Source organism: Comamonas testosteroni (assembly GCF_000761245.1).
Taxonomy (GTDB): domain Bacteria; phylum Pseudomonadota; class Gammaproteobacteria; order Burkholderiales; family Burkholderiaceae_C; genus Comamonas; species Comamonas testosteroni_C.
The window spans coordinates 1-16,221 of the sequence record NZ_AWOR01000060.1 but is presented as its reverse complement, the minus strand read 5'-3'; the positions used below and the strand labels follow the sequence as shown (position 1 = coordinate 16,221).

Annotated in this window: 17 protein-coding genes; 10 read left to right on the top strand and 7 right to left on the bottom strand. The window is 62.7% G+C overall.

Going from position 1 to position 16,221, the window contains the following annotated elements; genetic code table 11:
* The first annotated feature begins 92 nt into the window (after positions 1-92).
* The 3 genes from gatB to P353_RS17580 all read left to right on the top strand — a co-directional run bounded on the left by gatB (position 93) and on the right by P353_RS17580 (position 3,866).
* Positions 93-1,550, top strand: a complete 1,458-nt coding sequence (gene gatB / locus P353_RS17590; protein ID WP_034372317.1) for an Asp-tRNA(Asn)/Glu-tRNA(Gln) amidotransferase subunit GatB — start codon at positions 93-95, stop codon at positions 1,548-1,550.
* Between the two features lie 194 nt (positions 1,551-1,744).
* Positions 1,745-2,437: a hypothetical protein gene (locus P353_RS17585; protein ID WP_034372314.1), complete on the top strand. Its 693-nt coding sequence runs from the start codon at positions 1,745-1,747 to the stop codon at positions 2,435-2,437.
* A 616-nt stretch (positions 2,438-3,053) separates the two neighbouring features.
* Entirely contained in the window at positions 3,054-3,866 is an 813-nt protein-coding gene (locus tag P353_RS17580; protein ID WP_034372311.1) for an alpha/beta hydrolase, read from the top strand.
* Between the two features lie 43 nt (positions 3,867-3,909).
* Here the strand turns inward: P353_RS17580 and P353_RS17575 are convergent, their stop codons facing one another.
* The 4 genes from P353_RS17575 to serA form a co-directional block, all read right to left on the bottom strand.
* Entirely contained in the window at positions 3,910-4,248 is a 339-nt protein-coding gene (locus P353_RS17575) for a YegP family protein (RefSeq protein WP_034372308.1), read from the bottom strand.
* A 123-nt stretch (positions 4,249-4,371) separates the two neighbouring features.
* Positions 4,372-5,208 carry a hypothetical protein gene (locus P353_RS17570; RefSeq protein ID WP_034372305.1) on the bottom strand — a complete coding sequence of 279 codons (837 nt, stop codon included), beginning with the start codon at positions 5,206-5,208 and terminating at the stop codon, positions 4,372-4,374.
* Complete coding sequence (locus P353_RS17565) at positions 5,205-7,205, bottom strand: OPT family oligopeptide transporter (RefSeq protein WP_034372303.1); 2,001 nt, start codon at positions 7,203-7,205, stop codon at positions 5,205-5,207. The genes P353_RS17570 and P353_RS17565 overlap by 4 nt, the downstream gene beginning before the upstream one ends.
* A 160-nt stretch (positions 7,206-7,365) precedes the next feature.
* Positions 7,366-8,595, bottom strand: a complete 1,230-nt coding sequence (serA, locus tag P353_RS17560) for a phosphoglycerate dehydrogenase (protein WP_034372367.1) — start codon at positions 8,593-8,595, stop codon at positions 7,366-7,368.
* Between the two features lie 276 nt (positions 8,596-8,871).
* On the opposite strand from serA, the gene P353_RS17555 reads away from it, so the two are divergent.
* The 5 genes from P353_RS17555 (at position 8,872) to P353_RS17535 (ending at position 12,591) form a co-directional block, all read left to right on the top strand.
* A complete protein-coding gene (locus tag P353_RS17555) occupies positions 8,872-9,909 on the top strand; it encodes a hypothetical protein (protein ID WP_034372364.1) in 1,038 nt (345 codons plus the stop codon).
* A 100-nt stretch (positions 9,910-10,009) separates the two neighbouring features.
* Complete coding sequence (locus P353_RS17550) at positions 10,010-10,585, top strand: nitroreductase family protein (RefSeq protein ID WP_034372301.1); 576 nt, start codon at positions 10,010-10,012, stop codon at positions 10,583-10,585.
* Between the two features lie 135 nt (positions 10,586-10,720).
* Positions 10,721-11,842: an HPP family protein gene (locus P353_RS17545; RefSeq protein WP_232776647.1), complete on the top strand. Its 1,122-nt coding sequence runs from the start codon at positions 10,721-10,723 to the stop codon at positions 11,840-11,842.
* A 90-nt stretch (positions 11,843-11,932) separates the two neighbouring features.
* A complete protein-coding gene (locus P353_RS17540; RefSeq protein WP_034372298.1) occupies positions 11,933-12,151 on the top strand; it encodes a hypothetical protein in 219 nt (72 codons plus the stop codon).
* 86 nt (positions 12,152-12,237) lie between these two features.
* Positions 12,238-12,591, top strand: a complete 354-nt coding sequence (locus P353_RS17535) for a hypothetical protein (RefSeq protein WP_034372296.1) — start codon at positions 12,238-12,240, stop codon at positions 12,589-12,591.
* An 11-nt stretch (positions 12,592-12,602) separates the two neighbouring features.
* Here the strand turns inward: P353_RS17535 and P353_RS17530 are convergent, their stop codons facing one another.
* Together P353_RS17530 and pyrE are read right to left on the bottom strand one after the other, a co-directional pair.
* Complete coding sequence (locus P353_RS17530; RefSeq protein WP_034372294.1) at positions 12,603-13,268, bottom strand: hypothetical protein; 666 nt, start codon at positions 13,266-13,268, stop codon at positions 12,603-12,605.
* A gap of 8 nt (positions 13,269-13,276) precedes the next feature.
* Positions 13,277-13,978 (bottom strand): orotate phosphoribosyltransferase, encoded by a 702-nt coding sequence (gene pyrE, locus P353_RS17525; RefSeq protein ID WP_034372361.1) that lies wholly within the window; start codon positions 13,976-13,978, stop codon positions 13,277-13,279.
* 10 nt (positions 13,979-13,988) lie between these two features.
* Between pyrE and P353_RS17520 the strand changes: the two genes are divergently transcribed.
* A complete protein-coding gene (locus tag P353_RS17520) occupies positions 13,989-14,792 on the top strand; it encodes an exodeoxyribonuclease III (RefSeq protein ID WP_034372292.1) in 804 nt (267 codons plus the stop codon).
* A gap of 211 nt (positions 14,793-15,003) precedes the next feature.
* Positions 15,004-15,459 carry an azurin gene (gene azu, locus P353_RS17515; RefSeq protein ID WP_034372289.1) on the top strand — a complete coding sequence of 152 codons (456 nt, stop codon included), beginning with the start codon at positions 15,004-15,006 and terminating at the stop codon, positions 15,457-15,459.
* Positions 15,460-15,639: 180 nt separating this feature from the next.
* Here the strand turns inward: azu and P353_RS17510 are convergent, their stop codons facing one another.
* Entirely contained in the window at positions 15,640-16,095 is a 456-nt protein-coding gene (locus tag P353_RS17510; RefSeq protein WP_034372286.1) for an Lrp/AsnC family transcriptional regulator, read from the bottom strand.
* Positions 16,096-16,221: the final 126 nt, after the last annotated feature.

Here is a 16,221-nt window from a genome sequence, read left to right as displayed (position 1 = left end):
GTACTGACTTACTTTCAGCACAAAAACAACCTGAAATCCAATCAGACAAAGCGCAAGCTGCTTCTCTTTTAGCAGTTAGGACACACAGAACAATGACTGTGAAACTGATCAATGGATACGAAGTCGTCATCGGCTTCGAAACCCACACCCAGCTGGCGACCAACAGCAAGATCTTCAGCCGTGCCAGCACCGCCTTCGGCGCCGAGCCCAACACCCAGGCCAGCGCCGTGGACCTGGCCCTGCCCGGCACGCTGCCGGTGATGAACAAAAAGGCCGTGGAATGCGCCATCAAGCTCGGCCTGTCGCTGGGCTCGACGATTGCGCCGCGCTCCATCTTCGCGCGCAAGAACTACTTCTACCCCGACCTGCCCAAGGGCTACCAGATCTCCCAGTTCGAGATCCCCGTGGTGCAGGGCGGTGAAGTCAGCTTCTATCTGGAAGAAGGCAAGAACAACGTCCTCAAGACCGTGCGCCTGGTGCGCGCCCACCTGGAGGAAGACGCCGGCAAGTCCGTGCACGACGAGTTCATCGGCCAGTCCGGCATCGATTTGAACCGCGCCGGCACGCCGCTGCTGGAAATCGTGACCGAGCCCGATATCCGCTCCACCGCCGAAGCCGTGGCCTACGCCAAGGAGCTGCACAAGATCGTCACCTGGATCGGCATCTGCGACGGCAACATGCAGGAAGGCAGCTTCCGCTGCGACGCCAACGTCTCCGTGCGCAAGCCCGGCCAGCCGCTTGGCACACGCCGCGAGATCAAGAACCTGAACTCGTTCAGGAACATGCAGATCGCCATCGACTACGAAATCCTCTGGCAGATCGAGCAGATCGAGGACGGCCACAAGATCCAGCAGGCCACCGTGCTGTTCAACCCCGACACGGGCGAGACCCGCGCCATGCGCACCAAGGAAGACGCGGCCGACTACCGCTACTTCCCCGACCCCGACCTGCCCCCGCTGGTCGTGGCGCCTGAATGGGTGGAGCAGGTCAGGGCCGAGATGCCCGAGCTGCCCCGCGCCATGGCCGCGCGCTTTGTCGAGCAATACGGCCTGCCCGAGTACGACGCCACCACTCTGACGCAAAGCCAGGCCATGGCCGCCTACTTTGAAGCCGCCGCCAAGGCCTGCGGCCAGCCCAAGCTGGCGTCCAACTGGATCATGGGCGAGATCTCGCGCCGCCTGAACATGGAAGAGATCGGCATGGACCAGGTCAAGGTCAGCGCCGAGCAGCTGGGCACCCTGATCGCCCGCATCCACGGCAATGTCATCAGCAACAACTCGGCCAAGCAGGTGTTCGAGGCGCTGTGGACCGGTGAAGGCTCCGATGTGGACGCCATCATCGAAGCCAAGGACCTCAAGCAGTCCAACGACACCGGCGCACTGGAAGCCATCATCGCCGAGGTGATCGCCGCCAACCCCGCCAACGTGGAGCAATACCGCGCCGGCAAGGACAAGGCCTTCAACGCCCTGGTCGGCCAGGTCATGAAGGCCTCCAAGGGCAAGGCCAACCCCAGCCAGGTCAACGAGCTGCTCAAGGCCAAGCTGGCCTGAGGGCGCTCACTCTGCTACAAGCGCGTCGTTACACGCACGTCGTTACACGCGCGTCCCCAAAGGCGTGCCTCTGTCCCCAGATAATGGGGCGTACCCCAAGGGCCGCAGGCAGCAATGCCTGCGGCCTTGTCGTTTGCCGGACGCCCAAGTCCCCAGTTTCCATCTCCTGTGCCACCTGCTCAGGAAAAAAATCAGTGATCTTCTCGAACGCTTCCCTCATCGAATCTGAAAAAGAACGCAACCTCTGCACCAAGTTCTTTGCCGGCTACTTTTTCAACGAATTCACGGCCGGCTATGCCAAACGCATCGTCCAGTTCAACCGCTACATCCAGGAAGTCACGGGCCGCGAAGACCTGGGCATTCAAAGCCCCCATATCTCGTTTGACACCCACGCCTACCTGTGCCACGAGCGCCTGCGCAGCAAGCTGGCCGATGTGCTCATCTCAGACCCCGCACGCCAGGTCTTTCTGTTCATCGAGACCAAATACCTGAGCAACTGGACTTACGCCGCCGATGTGGCCAAAGGGCTGGAGCGCCTGGACAAGGTGTTCGACGCCGACAAGAAGCCCCATCTGGCCGACGCCCGCCAGCATTACTTTGTGCTGACCTCCAGACGCAAGGAAGAAGCCGCAGGCCGCCCGGTGCAGCACTACGCCCCGGTGAATGGACCTATCTATGTTCCCACCCCTGCGCGCGCCGCAGAAGTGAGCGAGGGCGACACGGCTGAGTCCGCGAAGCCTTCTTTCACCAGCCTGCTCTATTGGGAAGACCTGGCCCAGATGTGTGACCGCTCGGAAGTGCGCCAGTACATGGAGGCGCGACTGAAGCTGTGCGTGAGCAGTTCTCGGAATCAGCACAAGGCGGGGTATTTTTTGCCGGGAGCGTGAGGGCTGATTGATCAGGTCGCCACCTGATCGCAGGAAACAAGGAATTCCAACTGGATCAGCCTGCAGGCCAATGCCAGATCACGATGCAACGCTTTCCTTCGGCAGCGTTGCCCGCAGCCCGAACCGCGTGCCGCAGGCGCTGACACACGGGTGGAAGCGGGTACGGACGGCCTGCGAGAGTTGGAACGAAATTGGCTTCAAGCCCAATTGCTGATTGCGGTAGCAGCTATTAATTTTTCAAAGAAGCTATCCCGCATCCGGTATTGCCCCCCCTTTTGCCCACGTTGCCCGCAGGCGAAGCCGGAGGGACGGGGGCAGCAGGGGCTGTGTTCTTTGCTTACTTTCTGGTGGTCCGGCATACCGGCAGCAGAAAGTAGGTCGGCAGGCGGGCCGAGACCCGCCCTCTGCAAGCAAGGCAGGCATGCAGACAGCTCCGTCATCCAGAAGAAGGGCTGAAGCTGAAGTACGTGCCAAACCAGCCCCAAGCACAGACAACACAAGCGCCACCCGCTATCAATTTCAAAAACCACCGCTTACATAAAGCCGAGGTAAAGCGCACACCAAACCCACACAAATCTGCGCACAATCCGGCGCAAACCCCACATTTTTGCGCCCCATGCTCTCCAAGCTGCTCAAACCCCTGCTCTGGCTGCTGGCCCTGTGCCTGGCGGTCTATGTCTGCATCTGCAGCTATATGTTTGCGCAGCAGCGCCAGATGATTTTTCCGGGAGGCGGCACGCAGGTGGCTGCCGAGAGCACCGACTTCTCGCTGCAGCGCGCCGACGTGCTGCTGCGGGGCTGGCAACTGCACCCGGCCGACGGCAAGGCGCGCAATGCGGTGATCTACTTTGGCGGCAATGCCGAGAACATTGCCCACCGGCGCCAGCAGCTGTCGCGCAGCCTGCCGCACAGCGATATCTATATGCTGGCCTACCGCGGCTATGGCGCCAGCGAGGGCGAGCCCACGCAGGAGCTGATGGAGCTCGATGCCGCCGCCCTGTTCGACGAGGTCAAGCGCCTGCACCCCGAGCTGCCCATCACCGTGATCGGGCGCAGCCTGGGCACGGGCGTGGCGGCTGCCGTGGCCGATCTGCGCCAGCCAGAGCAACTGGTGCTGGTCACGCCCTTCGACAGCATTTTGAACACGGTGCGCGGCATGTATGGCTGGCTGCCCGTGGAGCTGCTGCTGCGCGATCCCTTCGACTCTGCCGCGCATCTGCGCAACTACCGCGGGCCGATTCTGGTGCTGCGCGCGGGACGCGACCAGGTGGTGCTGCCCGAGCGCACCGACGCCCTGCTGCGCAGCCTCAAGGGCAAGGCAGTGCGGGTGCTGGCGTTTGCCCAGGCGAACCATTCGACCATCTTCCGCGCCAACGGTTTCTGGAGCGCCATAGAGCAGTTTGTGGACGGGCATCAAAAAGAGGCCTGAAAGGCCTCTGACGCTCCCAGCAGGTGCTGTGCGGCGATGGGTTTCAAGTGCCAGTCAAATCCTTGACGACCGTCGTCGCGCCGTTTTTCCTGACGGACTCAATGCCCGCATCGCGCGAGGCCGCCGATGCATAGAGCTGGCTTGTGCCGATAACCTGATGGTTGGCAGCCTTGAGGTTGAAGTGCTCCTTGCCGTTGCTGGCTGTCTTTTTCTCATAGCGCTCGGCCAGCGGGCTGTTGGTCTGCACCGAGGCAATGCCGTTCTCGGCCGCCGCCCTGGTCTTGTACAGCTCGCTGGTGAGAATGATCTCGCCGTTGCTGGCCTTGAGCACAAACCGGAACTGCCCATCGCTGCTCTTGCTCAACTCGAAATGACCTGCCATTGGTTTCTCCTTCAGTTGCAAAAAGCGGCCTGCGCCGCAGGGGGTAGCCCGCACACTATAAAACCATCACCGCTGAAACCGGGCATCTCATGGCCGGCTCCGGCGGTGACAAATCCAGCCTTGTCAGCTTTTCATGGCGCTGTCATAGGGTGGCTGATCCAGCCCCGGGTTCTCGGCCAGCCCCTCGGCCAGATTCTCGGCATAACCGAGCATCAGCGTACGCCGAGATAGCAGCACGGACGCCAGCTGTGCCCAGCCCGCATGCTCCCGCACCTCGCCCTGCCCTTGGCCGTAGAGCATGCGCAAATCCTCTATCAGCCGATCGACCAGCACCGCATCGGGCAGGCTGCAGCGCACAAAACCCATCCATGCGGCGCCCATGCCGAAGAAGCGATAACCATATTGCGCCGCAAGATGGCAGATGACGGCGTGGTTCTGGAAGCTGTCCCAGTCCGCGCTGAAATAGCCTTTGGGCTGGCCCGCAATCATCAGCTCGTCGCTGGGCACGGGCAGACGCTGTACATAGACCACCTCGTCGAGCAGGGCCTCGGGACTGCGGTTGGCCTGCAGCAGGGCATTCACGTCCTCGGCAGCCAGTAGCAGCGTGCCGCAGACCTGCGCCCAGTCCTGCACGAGCTCAGGCCTCTGCAGCTGCGCCACCCGGTGCTGCAGCGATGCCAGCGTCAAGGCCTGCTCCTGCGCCGGGTCGTCCCAATCCATGTCGTCGGGACTGTCCAGATACAGGCGCTCATCCTGGCTCGCATGGCCGCTGGTGTAGCTGCACTGGCTCACATCGTCCAGCGTGCAGAGGTAGCGATGTGCAGGGTCGGCGGCACGCAGCACAGACAGCCGCTCCAGCACCTCGTCCAGCGTCTTGAACTCCTGCAGCCACTCATGGGCGAAGCCGAAGTTGCCCTGGCGGTATTCGGCCTGCTCCCCGTCGAAACGTCCTGTCTTCATTTGCGCAGCACCCGGCGATAGAAGAACACACACAGGCCCACGAAATAGGCCAGGCCCAGCCACATGGCGGGCGCAAAGCCCTCGCCCACCAGGGCCAGCGGCGCATCCTTGCCGCTGAAGCCTATCAGTGCAGCAATCAGCAGGCCCATCAGGCTCTCGCCCACGATCAGGCCGGAGGCCAGCAGCAGGCCGCGCTCCTCGGCCACCGCAGTCCAGTCCTTGCCGCCGCGCTGCGCATAGGCCTTGATGGCTCTGGCAATGCACCAGCCCAGCACCGCGCCTATGGTCAGCGTCAGGCCTATGGTGGGTGGCAGATAGATGCCCAGGCCCACGGCCAGTGGCGGCAGCGCGCCCTTGCCGCTCTTGCGCAGGGCCAGATCGACCAGGATCACGGCAATGCCCACGGCCACGCCCAGACCCAGCATGCTCCAGTCCAGCGAGCCCTTGAAGATGCCGCTGGCAATCTGCATCATCAGCGTGGCCTGCGGTGCGGCCAGTGCCTGATTCGGGTCCATGCCGGCACGCGGCATGCTGCCCGCAAAACCGTAGGCGTTGTAGAGCAGATCCAGCACGGGCGGTATGACCAGCGCGCCGACAAGGCAGCCGATGATGAGCACGATCTGCTGACGCCAGGGCGTGGCGCCCACCAGATAGCCGGTCTTGAGATCCTGCAGGTTGTCGTTGGAGATCGCAGCCATGGCCAGAACGGCCGAGACCATGAACAGCACCAGTGCAATGCCCATCTGCCCCGCCACGGCGCTGGCATAGGCCGGCACCAGAGCATGCAGCGCCAGCAGGCTCACTCCCATGAGCAAGGTGGCAATGATGCCGATGCCCGAGATGGGGCTGGCCGAAGAGCCGACCAGGCCGGCCATGTAGCCACAGGCCGCCGCCACCAGAAAGCCGAACAGGGCCGCAAACAGCACGCACAGGGCCGCCAGTCCGTAGCGCGCGCCAGCGGCAAGATCAGGCATATGCCCGGCGATGAAGTCATTGACCACCAGGAACAGCACGCCCAGGGCGGCGGCTCCTATCATCAGCATCCAGCTGCGCGGCATGTCCTTGTCGGTTTCGTCGCCGCCGGCGCCCTCGGCAACGCTGCGCGCAGGCTGGTTGCGAATCGCCTGGACAATGGGCTTGGCCAGCGTGGCCACGGTCCACAGCGCCGAGATGCCGATGACGCCCGCCCCCAGAAAGCGGGCCTTGCTGCCCCAAAGCTGGGTGGACAGCTCGGAGAGCGCCTGGCCGGCCGCAGGAGAAGCCTGGGCCGTCAGCCAGGGCACGACCACGCCCCAGCACAGCACCAGCCCCACAAGCACGGCAATGCCTGCGGCCGCGCCCATCAGATAGCCGGCGGCCAGCAGGGCAGGCGAGAAGCCCGCCGCCACGCGAAAGGCCACGCTGCCTGCGGGAATCCAGAAATTGAAGGCATCGCCGAGCAGGCGCAGACCGCCGCTGAGAAAGCCGAACAGCGCGGCCAGCCCCGTGCCCCAGCCCAGCTCGCGCAAGCCCGAACTGCGCGGTTTGCCCAGGTTCTCCGGGTCATGGGCGTGGCGCTGCTCGTCGCCTACGCGCAAGACCTCGGCAGCGGCCACGCCCTCGGGATAGGGCAGCTCGGATTGCACCACCAGCACGCGGCGCAGGGGCACGGTGTAGAGCACGCCCAGCGTGCCGCCGGCTGCACAGATCAATGCCGTCTGCCAGAACGGGAAACCCGTCCACAGCCCCAGCATGAGCAGGGCCGGCAGCACAAAGATGACCGAGGACAAGGTGCCGGCCGCGGAGGCCTGGGTCTGCACCAGATTGTTTTCAAGGATGTTGGAATCCTTGAAGCGATAGAGCAGCGCCATGGAGATCACGGCAGCGGGAATCGCCGAGGCAAAGGTCAACCCGACCTTGAGCCCCAGATAGACGTTGGCGGCGGTGAACGCCAGGGTGATGAGCGCGCCAAGCAGCACGCCACGGAAGGTGAACTCTCTCTTGGTTGGTGTATTCATTGTGCAAGCGGGAGGGGTCTTTAACGGCACAAGCCTAGCATCAGCGGCGCACGACACCATATCCGTCGTGCGCCCCTTCGCGCCGGCTCCTGGCGTTGGCAATGGCTGGTTCATGAAAAAAGGAGACCGAGGTCTCCTTTTGCGTTCAGCTGCCAAGGCTTCAGAACAGCACGCGGCAGCGAATGGTGCCCGCAATCTGCGCGAGCTTCTCCAGCGCCAGCGCCGAGGACTTGGCATCGATATCGATCACCACATAGCCCACTTTCTCATCGGTGCGCAGGTACTGGCCCGCGATATTGATGCCGTTGTCGGCAAACACCTGGTTGATGGCAGAGAGAATGCCGGGACGGTTCTCGTGCACATGCAGGATGCGGTTGTTGCCGGGGTGCTCGGGCAGTGCCACTTCGGGGAAGTTGACGGCCGAGGTGGTCGTGCCGTTGTCGCTGTACTTGACCAGCTTCTCCGCCACTTCCAGACCGATATTGGCCTGGGCTTCCATGGTGGAGCCGCCGATGTGCGGCGTGAGGATGACGTTGTCCATGCCGCGCAGCGGCGACAGGAATTCGTCCTTGTTGCTCTTGGGCTCCTTGGGGAAGACGTCGATGGCGGCGCCCAGCAGCTTGCCGCTCTTGAGCGACTCGGCCAGGGCCTCGATATCGACCACGGTGCCGCGCGACGCATTGATCAGAATGCTGCCGGGCTTCATGGCGGCGATCTGGGCCGCTCCCATCATGCCGTTGGTGGAAGCCAGCTCGGGCACATGCAGGGTGACGATGTCGGACTGGGCCAGCAGCTCGCTGAGACCGCTGCTTTGCTGGGCATTGCCCAGCGGCAGCTTGGTCACCACGTCGTGGAAGATGACCTTCATGCCCAGGCCTTCGGCCAGCACCGACAGCTGGGTGCCGATGGAGCCATAGCCGACGATGCCCAGCGTCTTGCCGCGAATCTCGAAGGAATTCTCCGCGCTCTTCTTCCAGCCGCCGCGGTGGGAGACCGCATTCTTTTCGGGGATGCCGCGCAACAGCAAAATGGCTTCGCCCAGCACCAGCTCCGCCACCGAACGGGTGTTGGAGTAAGGCGCATTGAAGACAACCACACCGCGCTCGCGCGCCGCGTTGAGGTCGACCTGGTTGGTGCCGATGCAAAAGCAGCCCACGGCCACCAGCTTCTGCGCGGCCGCGAACACATCGGCCGTGAGCTGGGTGCGCGAGCGAATGCCGACAAAGTGCACATCGGCAATCTTGCGCTTGAGTTCCTCGCCGTCCAGCGCGCCGGTCAGTGCCTCCACATTGGTGTAGCCCGCGTCATGCAACACCTTGAGCGCGGAGGGATGTATGCCCTCGAGCAGCAAAAACTTGATCTTCGATTTATCCAGCGACGTCTTACCCATGATCCAGCCTCGATCCATCAAAACTCCATTACAGCGGTTTCGTAATTCCGTTACAGGATCTGGGTGCATCGCCCCTTCGTGAGGTGAAGAGGAGCAGCACCGGCGTGCCTGGCCCAAAAACGAGCGCTGGGCAGGACAGAAGCATGCATTTGTCGCCTCACCTGTAACAAATTACGACTTTCTGATTCGCTTCCTACAATCGCGATCATTCACGCGCTTCCAATTTCATAGTTGAAAGTGCAGACCACTCAAGCTTTTTACAAGGATTTGCTGCCTATGCTGACCCTCTTGCGCCGCGCAGAAGATTTGCTGATTCAAGTTCTGCGTCTTGTCTTGCTCGCCTTTTCCATCTTTGTGCTGTTTGGCATGGGCCACTGGATCTGGGACCACTACAAGCCCAAGAAGCCCGATACCGCCACTGCCGGTGCAACGGCGCTGAACTGGAAGGATGCACCCTACGACCTCAAGTACATGGAAGAAGAGACCGGTCGCGATCTGAGCGGCCTCGGCAACGCCGTGCCCATGGAAAAGCGTCTGGCTGACCCCGCCCTGCGTCCGGATTTCCGCAAGGCCGACGGCCTGCTGCGTGGCTTCATCTACAAGGACACGGCTGCGCGCAAACGCGTAGAAACGGAAAACAGCAGCCAGGGCCTGGATCCCATCCACCCCCTGCTCAAGGGCGATGCCCTGCCCTCGGCCGACGATGTCAACCGCCAGATCAAGATGCGCGAAGCGCGTGAGAACTCCTGCTGCGACAAGGACGCCGCCGACGCGGCCGCTGCCGAAGTGGATGCCGCCTGGACGGCACGCCGCATCTCGCTGACCCGCGAGGACCGCATGGCCCGTGCCGCCGCAGATGCGGCAGCCGATGCAGCGATTGCGGCCGCTGCCGAGGCGGCGGGCGAAGACGCCATGCTGATGGATCCGGTGAACCTGGCCTCCGAAATCAACGACCGTGCCCAGGCCGCAGAGATGGAGCATGGCGAGGGCTCGTACACGGCCTACATCAAGGGACTGCCCGTGGCACTGGAGAAGGTGCTGGGCAACGAAAACCTGGCCAAGAAGCTGCAGCAGCAGTCCGCCCCGCAGATCGTCAACACCTTGCTGACCAACTACACGCTGTCGTTCGACCGCACGGCCGCCAAGCTGCGCGGCGACAACCCCGATGAGGAAAAGTGGGAGTTTCTGGGCATGGACACGGCTTTTGCCACGCTGCTGATTTCCTGCCTGGTGATGGTGATGATGGCGCTGGTGATGTTCCGCATGGAGCGCCATTTGCGCGGCATCGGCGCGCAATCGGGTCAAAAGTCCTGATTTTCCGGCTCCGGCAAAAAGGCCGGAGCTTGCGCTATGGTTTCGGGCCCGCCTCTGTACAGTAGGCGGGCCCTTTTCTTTTCAGTTCAGCGATATCACCATGAGCACCACCCGTAGCAGTACCGTTCCCGTCCACGCGCAATTCATCGAGCGCATGTCGCCCCGCGCCTTTGTACCTGAAGCACTGAGTGCTGCCCAGATGGAGCAGTTGGTGGAAGCCGCCCGCTGGGCGCCTTCGGCCAGCAACAAGCAGCCCTGGCACTTTGCCTACGCCCTGCGCGATGACGCGAACTGGCAGGCGTTCTCGCAGATCCCCAACGAAGCCAACCGCCGCTGGTGCCTGAATGGCGGCGCGCTGATCGTGCTGCTGTCGGACAAGCAGGCTTCCGCCGCCAAGCACAGCTTCGATGCGGGCTGCGCCTGGGGCTATCTGGCGCTGCAGGCCCATGCCATGGGCCTGGCCACGCACGCCATGGGCGGCCTCTCTGCCGATGAAGCCCGCAAGGTGCTGAACCTGCCCGAGCATCTGGTGCCCGAATGCGTGATCGCCGTGGGCCGCCGCGCCGATGCCTCCACTTTGCCCGACGATCTGCGCGAGCGCGAGCAGCCCTCGGGCCGCAAGCTGCTGGCCGAAATGCTGAGTGCCGGAGCCGTTCAAGCCGCCGCCACTGCCTGAAGCGGCGCCAATCCCGCCAAAGCTCCACAGCTCACCCTGTGGAGCTTTTTTTTGACAGAATTGCCGCATTAATCAATACAACATTGCGGGAGCAGCTATCAATCTTGCGCCCCGCAGCCTGAGCCTATGTCCGTCATGCAAACAATGTGGCAGCGCCTGGGGCCGGTGGCCTCGCGCCCTTCTTGGAAAGAGCTGATCCGCGCCAGCATCGGCGCAGGTCTGGGTCTGGCACTGGCCGGCATTCTGGTGGGGCTGGTCGAGCATTTCTTTCCCAACACCCTGTTCCTGTTCGCACCGCTGGGCGCCACCGCCGTGCTCGTGTTCGCCGTGCCCAGCAGCCCGCTGGCCCAGCCCTGGAACTGTGTGGTCGGCAACACCGTGCCCGCGCTCTACACCTTGCTGCTGCTGTGGGCGTTCCCCATGCTGTCCCAGACCTCGCTGGCCGCGCTGGCCGTGGCGGGCGCCATTGCCCTGATGCTGCTGCTGCGCGCCCTGCACCCGCCGGGCGGCGCCGTGGCCTTGCTGACGGTACTGGCCTCCGCACAGATGGCTCCCCTTGGCTGGCATCTGCTGGTGCCCATGGCCGTGCTCTCGGGCGTTCTTGCCGCCGTCGGCGTGCTCTACCACCGCGCCTGCGGCCGCCCCTATCTGCACCAGCCGCCCCTGGCGGCCAAGACCCAGCGCCCCACCACGCGCCTGGCACTGAGCGAGCAGGATCTGGAACAACTGTTGCAGCGCTTCGAGCAAAGCTACAACCTGACACCCGAGGACCTGGGTGAGCTGCTGGCCGCCGCCGAGGAGGAGGCCATCAAGCGCCGGCTGTCCAGCGTGAACTGCGGCACCGTCATGTCCGCCAAGCTCCTGACCGTGGGCCCGCAGACTCCGCTCGAAGAAGTCGCCGAGCTGTTTCACCGCCACCTGATCAAGAGCCTGCCCGTGGTGAATGAACAGGGCGAGCTGATCGGCCGGGTGCTGCGCGCCGACCTGTTCGACTGGCTCTGGCAGGACCACCGCGCGCGCCAGCAGCAAAACCTCTGGCAGCGCCTGCGCAGCCGGCCATCCAAGGTGCAATCCATAGCTCAGGAGCTGATGCGCGCACCAGAGATGAGCGTGCAGGAAGACACGCCCATGGGCGATCTGCTGCACGAGCTGGCATCGCACAGCGTGCAGTTCATTGCCGTGCTGCGCGGCAAAACCCTGGTCGGGGTCATCACGCGCTCGGACGTGATTCGCACATTGCTCTCCATCAATCAATAGCCATGTGGGCAAAGGCCCTCTTGCCTGGCACAGGCTGCTGGATAAACTATGGGCAGTACTGGTTTGATTGCCCGAAAAGGAGTTGCTGCCATGGACGCCGTGTTCACCCCCAACCTCGACAAGCTGCGCAACATCGTGCAAAGCTTTGGCGCCAATTCCTTTACCGCGACACAGGTGGCCACGGAATATGAAGGCAGCACTGCCAGCAGCGAAATCACCAAGACCTTCGAAGAGCTGCTCGCCCACCACGCCACCGTGCTGGGCATTCAGTCCGTGCCGGGCCACCATGTGGTCTGGCGCGCAAACTGAGCAGCTGACAAGCCCCTTCATGCATGCCCACCTCGGTGGGTATTTTCTTTTTCATCCAGTGATCAACTGGGCTAAAGTGCGGCGCCATGTCGCTGATTCCTCTCTCCCTCTGGTTGCCGCTGTCCGTCGCGGCCTGCGTGCTGCTGGTGCTGGCGGCCATGGGCTGGCTTTGGCGCTCGGCCCTGCGCGTTCCGGCAGGCAGCCGTGACGGCCGCAATATGCGCAGCATGGCCACCATTGCCAGCGCAGGCCTGCTGCTATGGCTGGCCTATGGCTTGTTCAAGGGTTATGGGGCGCTGTGGCAAGCCGATGCGCTGATGCTCATGGCTCAGGCACCGCTGCTGGTGCAGATGCCCTTGATCATTGCGGCAGTGGCCTGGATTGCGACCCTGCTGCTGGGTCGAGTCATGGCCATGCACAAAGACGGCCACGAAGACTGAAGGCGTAGCCGTCAGTGCGAGCGCGGCGCGGCAGGCGGCAGCTCTGCCCATAGCTTGCGCAGCTGCTGCAGCTCGGCATCGAAGCGCTGGTTGATGCGCTGCTTTTCCTCTTCCTGCTGCTTGATGAAGCGCTGCTGCTCGGCCTGGGATTCCGTGTTGTCGTCGAGCTGGCGGCGCAGATTGGCGGGAGCTTTCTTCGGATCGTTCTGATAGAACTCCAGCTCGGTGTTGAGCTTGCGGCGACGTTCCTGAAGATCGATCTGGCGCTTCTGAGCCACGCCGATCACATCGTTGACCTGGGCAATCGCCTCGGCCCTGGCAGCATCATGCACGCCCTGGCTGGGAAAGCGCGCCAGCATGGCGCGGTCACGCGAGCGCTCCTCGCGCAGGCGCTGCTGCTCGACCTGGTCCTGGCGGCGCTTGGCCTCCTGTGCGCTGCGCTCCTGATCGGTCAGCGTGGGGCCCACGCGGCGCACTTCGACCCCCGTGTTGCCGAGCACACGCTGCTCGCGATCGACGCAGGAGGCAATCGGCCTGTCGGCCGTGATGCGCCGCCCATTGGCATCCGTGCAGGCGTAGATACCGCCGCTATTGGCCTGGGCTTGAGCCGGCATGGCTCCTGCCAAGACGGTAGCTACCACATACAAACTCAGTTTTGCATGCAAGGCCTGCTTCATTTGCGTGTTTATTCCTTGTCTTCGACACCATAACGCTGACGGTAGGCCAGCACGCGCTCATGATGCTCGGGGCCGGCCTCCCCGCCCTGCTGCTCGAGATAAAGCAACAGATCTGCCAGCTTGGCAATCGCACACACCTGCATGCCCAGCTGGTTGCGCACATATTGCACGGCGCTGTGCGACACGTCCTGACCATTCTCTGTCGCCATTTCCTGGCGATCCAGAGCGATGGCCACGGCATGCGGCTGGGCACCGGCGGCCTTGATGATGGCAATCGACTCACGCGCGGCCGTTCCGGCCGACATCACGTCGTCAATGATGAGCACGCGGCCCTTGAGGGGAGCGCCCACCAGGGTGCCGCCTTCGCCATGATCCTTGGCTTCCTTGCGGTTGTAGGCAAAGGGCACGTTCTTGCCCTGGCGCGCCAGCTCCACCGCCACCGTGGCTGCCAAAGGGATGCCCTTGTAGGCAGGCCCGAAGACCATATCGAACTCCATGCCGCTGGCCAGAATGGCTTTTGCATAGAATTCGGACAGACGGGCCATCTTGGCGCCATCGTCGAACAGGCCGGCATTGAAGAAGTACGGGCTCATGCGCCCGGCCTTGGTCTTGAACTCGCCGAAACGCAGCACGCCCGCATCGACGGCAAACTGCACGAAATCCTGCGCCAGACGGTCTGCACCGCCCATTGGCTTCTCACTCACCACCATGGATTCATCCTTGTTCAAATTAACCAGCCTCAACCTCAACGGTATCCGCTCTGCCACGACCAAAGGCGCCGAAGCCTGGATCGAAGCCACTGCGCCGGATTGTATTTGCGTCCAGGAAATCAAGGCCCAGGCTTCGGATATGGCCGGGCGCTTTGAAGTGTTGGCCGGCATGAAAGGCTACTTCCACTTTGCCGAGAAGAAGGGCTATTCGGGCGTGGGCGTCTATACCCGCCACGAGCCCAGCGATGTGGTCGTGGGCTTCGACATCGACGAGTTCGATGCCGAAGGCCGCTACGTCGAAACCCGCTTCGACACGCCCGGCCGCAAGCTGTCCATCATCAGCGCCTACTTTCCCAGCGGCAGCTCGGGCGAGCTGCGCCAGGAGGCCAAGTTCCGCTTTCTGGCCAAGATGCACAGCCACCTGATGCATCTCAAGGCCGAGCGCGACTTCGTGCTCTGCGGCGACATCAATATCGCGCACCAGCAGGCCGACCTCAAGAACTGGCGCGGCAACCAGAAAAACAGCGGCTTCCTGCCCGAGGAGCGCGACTGGATGAGCAAGCTGCTGCACAAGACCGAGATCAGCGGCGGTCTGGTGGACGTTTACCGTCTGCTCCAGCCCGACACCACGGACGCCTGCTACACATGGTGGAGCAATCGCGGCCAGGCCTATGCCAACAACGTGGGATGGCGGCTGGACTACCACCTGGCCACGCCGGCGATCGCGGCCCTGGCGCGCACCGAATCCATCTACAAGGGCGAGAAGTTCTCGGACCACGCGCCCATCACCATTGGCTACGACTTGACGCTCTGAGGCGCGCAGGCAACGCCGGCAGCACGCTGCAAGGCAGTGAACGCACGCATGCTCGGCGAATTGAGTTAGCGCAAGGTGCAACAGTACAACCCATGCGAGCATGAGTTGTACTGAGCCGGCTGGGCAGGTTTCCGAAAGAATGAACGGCGGAACCTGGAGGGCGACAAGGCCACAGCGGTTCCCGTTTCGCTTTTAGGAAAAGGAATAGCCAATGAAGAAGATTCTGATGACCCTGGCCCTGTGTGCAGCCGGTGCCCTGAGCGCACCCGCCATGGCGGCAGGCTGTGAAGCCGTCGTCGAGAGCAACGACGCCATGCAGTTCAATGTCAAAAGCATCGATGTGCCCAAGTCCTGCAAGAAGTTCAGCGTGACTCTCAAGCATGTGGGCAAGATGCCCAAGACCGCCATGGGCCACAACATCGTGGTCAGCACCGCCGCCGACATGCAGGCCGTGATCACTGACGGCATGGCCGCAGGTGCTGGTGCCGACTATGTGAAGGCCGGCGATGCACGCGTGCTGGCTCACTCCAAGGTTATCGGCGGCGGCGAGACCACCAAGTTCGACATCGATGCGAGCAAGCTCAAGGCTGGTACGGACTACGCCTTCTTCTGCTCCTTCCCCGGTCACTCGGCTCTCATGAAGGGCACGCTCAAGCTGGGCTCCTGATCCTGAAAGCTCACTCTTTAGTAGCTAGCAGCGCTTTCCCAACAAGTATTTCAGCTATATAAATACCTGAAAACATTGATAGGCAAGCGCAATAAGCTTCTGAATTAATAGCAAATCTGGCTAGCCCAAAGCGCCTGTGACGAAAGTCACCGGCGCTTTTTTCATGGCTTTTTTCATGGCTTATTCCATCGCCGACGTCAGCGGCCTGTTGCTCACCACATGCTTCATGACCAGCGTGGAAGTCATGCGCAGCACGCCGGGCAGCCGGGTCAGGTGCTCGTCATAGAGACGCTGATAGGCCGGCAGATCACGCACCACGACCTGCAGCAGATAGTCGGGGTCGCCAAACAGGCGCTGGGCCTGCACCACGTTGTCGAGCTGGGCCACGGCGTCCTCGAACGCGGGCACGGACTTGCTGTCCTTGAGCGTGACAAAGACCAGGGACGAGAAATCCAGCCCCAGCGCCGCAGGGTCCAGCTCGGCGCGGTAGCCGCGAATCACGCCCGACTCCTCCAGTGCACGCACACGCCGGTGGCAGGGTGACAGGCTCAGGCCCACCTGCTCGGCCAGCTCGGTCACCGTGAGGCGGCCATTGTTTTCGAGCGCAGCAAGAATTTTTCGATCCAGCGAGTTCACGGGGCAGTTTCTTCCAATTTCAAACCGATCAGCGGCGAATATTGAGAGCACATTCTCTCTCCTCTTCCATATTCTCTCGGCATCAACGCTTTTCGAGGGAATTCCGTGTCTTACGCCGCCTTGACT

Coding starts and splice junctions, on each gene's coding strand:
- serA (WP_034372367.1), bottom strand. CDS start 8,595: ATGGGTAAGACGTCGCTGGATAAATCGAAGATCAAGTTTTTGCTGCTC.
- azu (WP_034372289.1), top strand. CDS start 15,004: ATGAAGAAGATTCTGATGACCCTGGCCCTGTGTGCAGCCGGTGCCCTG.
- P353_RS17575 (WP_034372308.1), bottom strand. CDS start 4,248: ATGGCAGGTCATTTCGAGTTGAGCAAGAGCAGCGATGGGCAGTTCCGG.
- P353_RS17545 (WP_232776647.1), top strand. CDS start 10,721: ATGCAAACAATGTGGCAGCGCCTGGGGCCGGTGGCCTCGCGCCCTTCT.
- gatB (WP_034372317.1), top strand. CDS start 93: ATGACTGTGAAACTGATCAATGGATACGAAGTCGTCATCGGCTTCGAA.
- P353_RS17530 (WP_034372294.1), bottom strand. CDS start 13,268: ATGAAGCAGGCCTTGCATGCAAAACTGAGTTTGTATGTGGTAGCTACC.
- pyrE (WP_034372361.1), bottom strand. CDS start 13,978: ATGGTGGTGAGTGAGAAGCCAATGGGCGGTGCAGACCGTCTGGCGCAG.
- P353_RS17540 (WP_034372298.1), top strand. CDS start 11,933: ATGGACGCCGTGTTCACCCCCAACCTCGACAAGCTGCGCAACATCGTG.
- P353_RS17535 (WP_034372296.1), top strand. CDS start 12,238: ATGTCGCTGATTCCTCTCTCCCTCTGGTTGCCGCTGTCCGTCGCGGCC.
- P353_RS17580 (WP_034372311.1), top strand. CDS start 3,054: ATGCTCTCCAAGCTGCTCAAACCCCTGCTCTGGCTGCTGGCCCTGTGC.
- P353_RS17550 (WP_034372301.1), top strand. CDS start 10,010: ATGAGCACCACCCGTAGCAGTACCGTTCCCGTCCACGCGCAATTCATC.
- P353_RS17570 (WP_034372305.1), bottom strand. CDS start 5,208: ATGAAGACAGGACGTTTCGACGGGGAGCAGGCCGAATACCGCCAGGGC.
- P353_RS17555 (WP_034372364.1), top strand. CDS start 8,872: ATGCTGACCCTCTTGCGCCGCGCAGAAGATTTGCTGATTCAAGTTCTG.
- P353_RS17565 (WP_034372303.1), bottom strand. CDS start 7,205: ATGAATACACCAACCAAGAGAGAGTTCACCTTCCGTGGCGTGCTGCTT.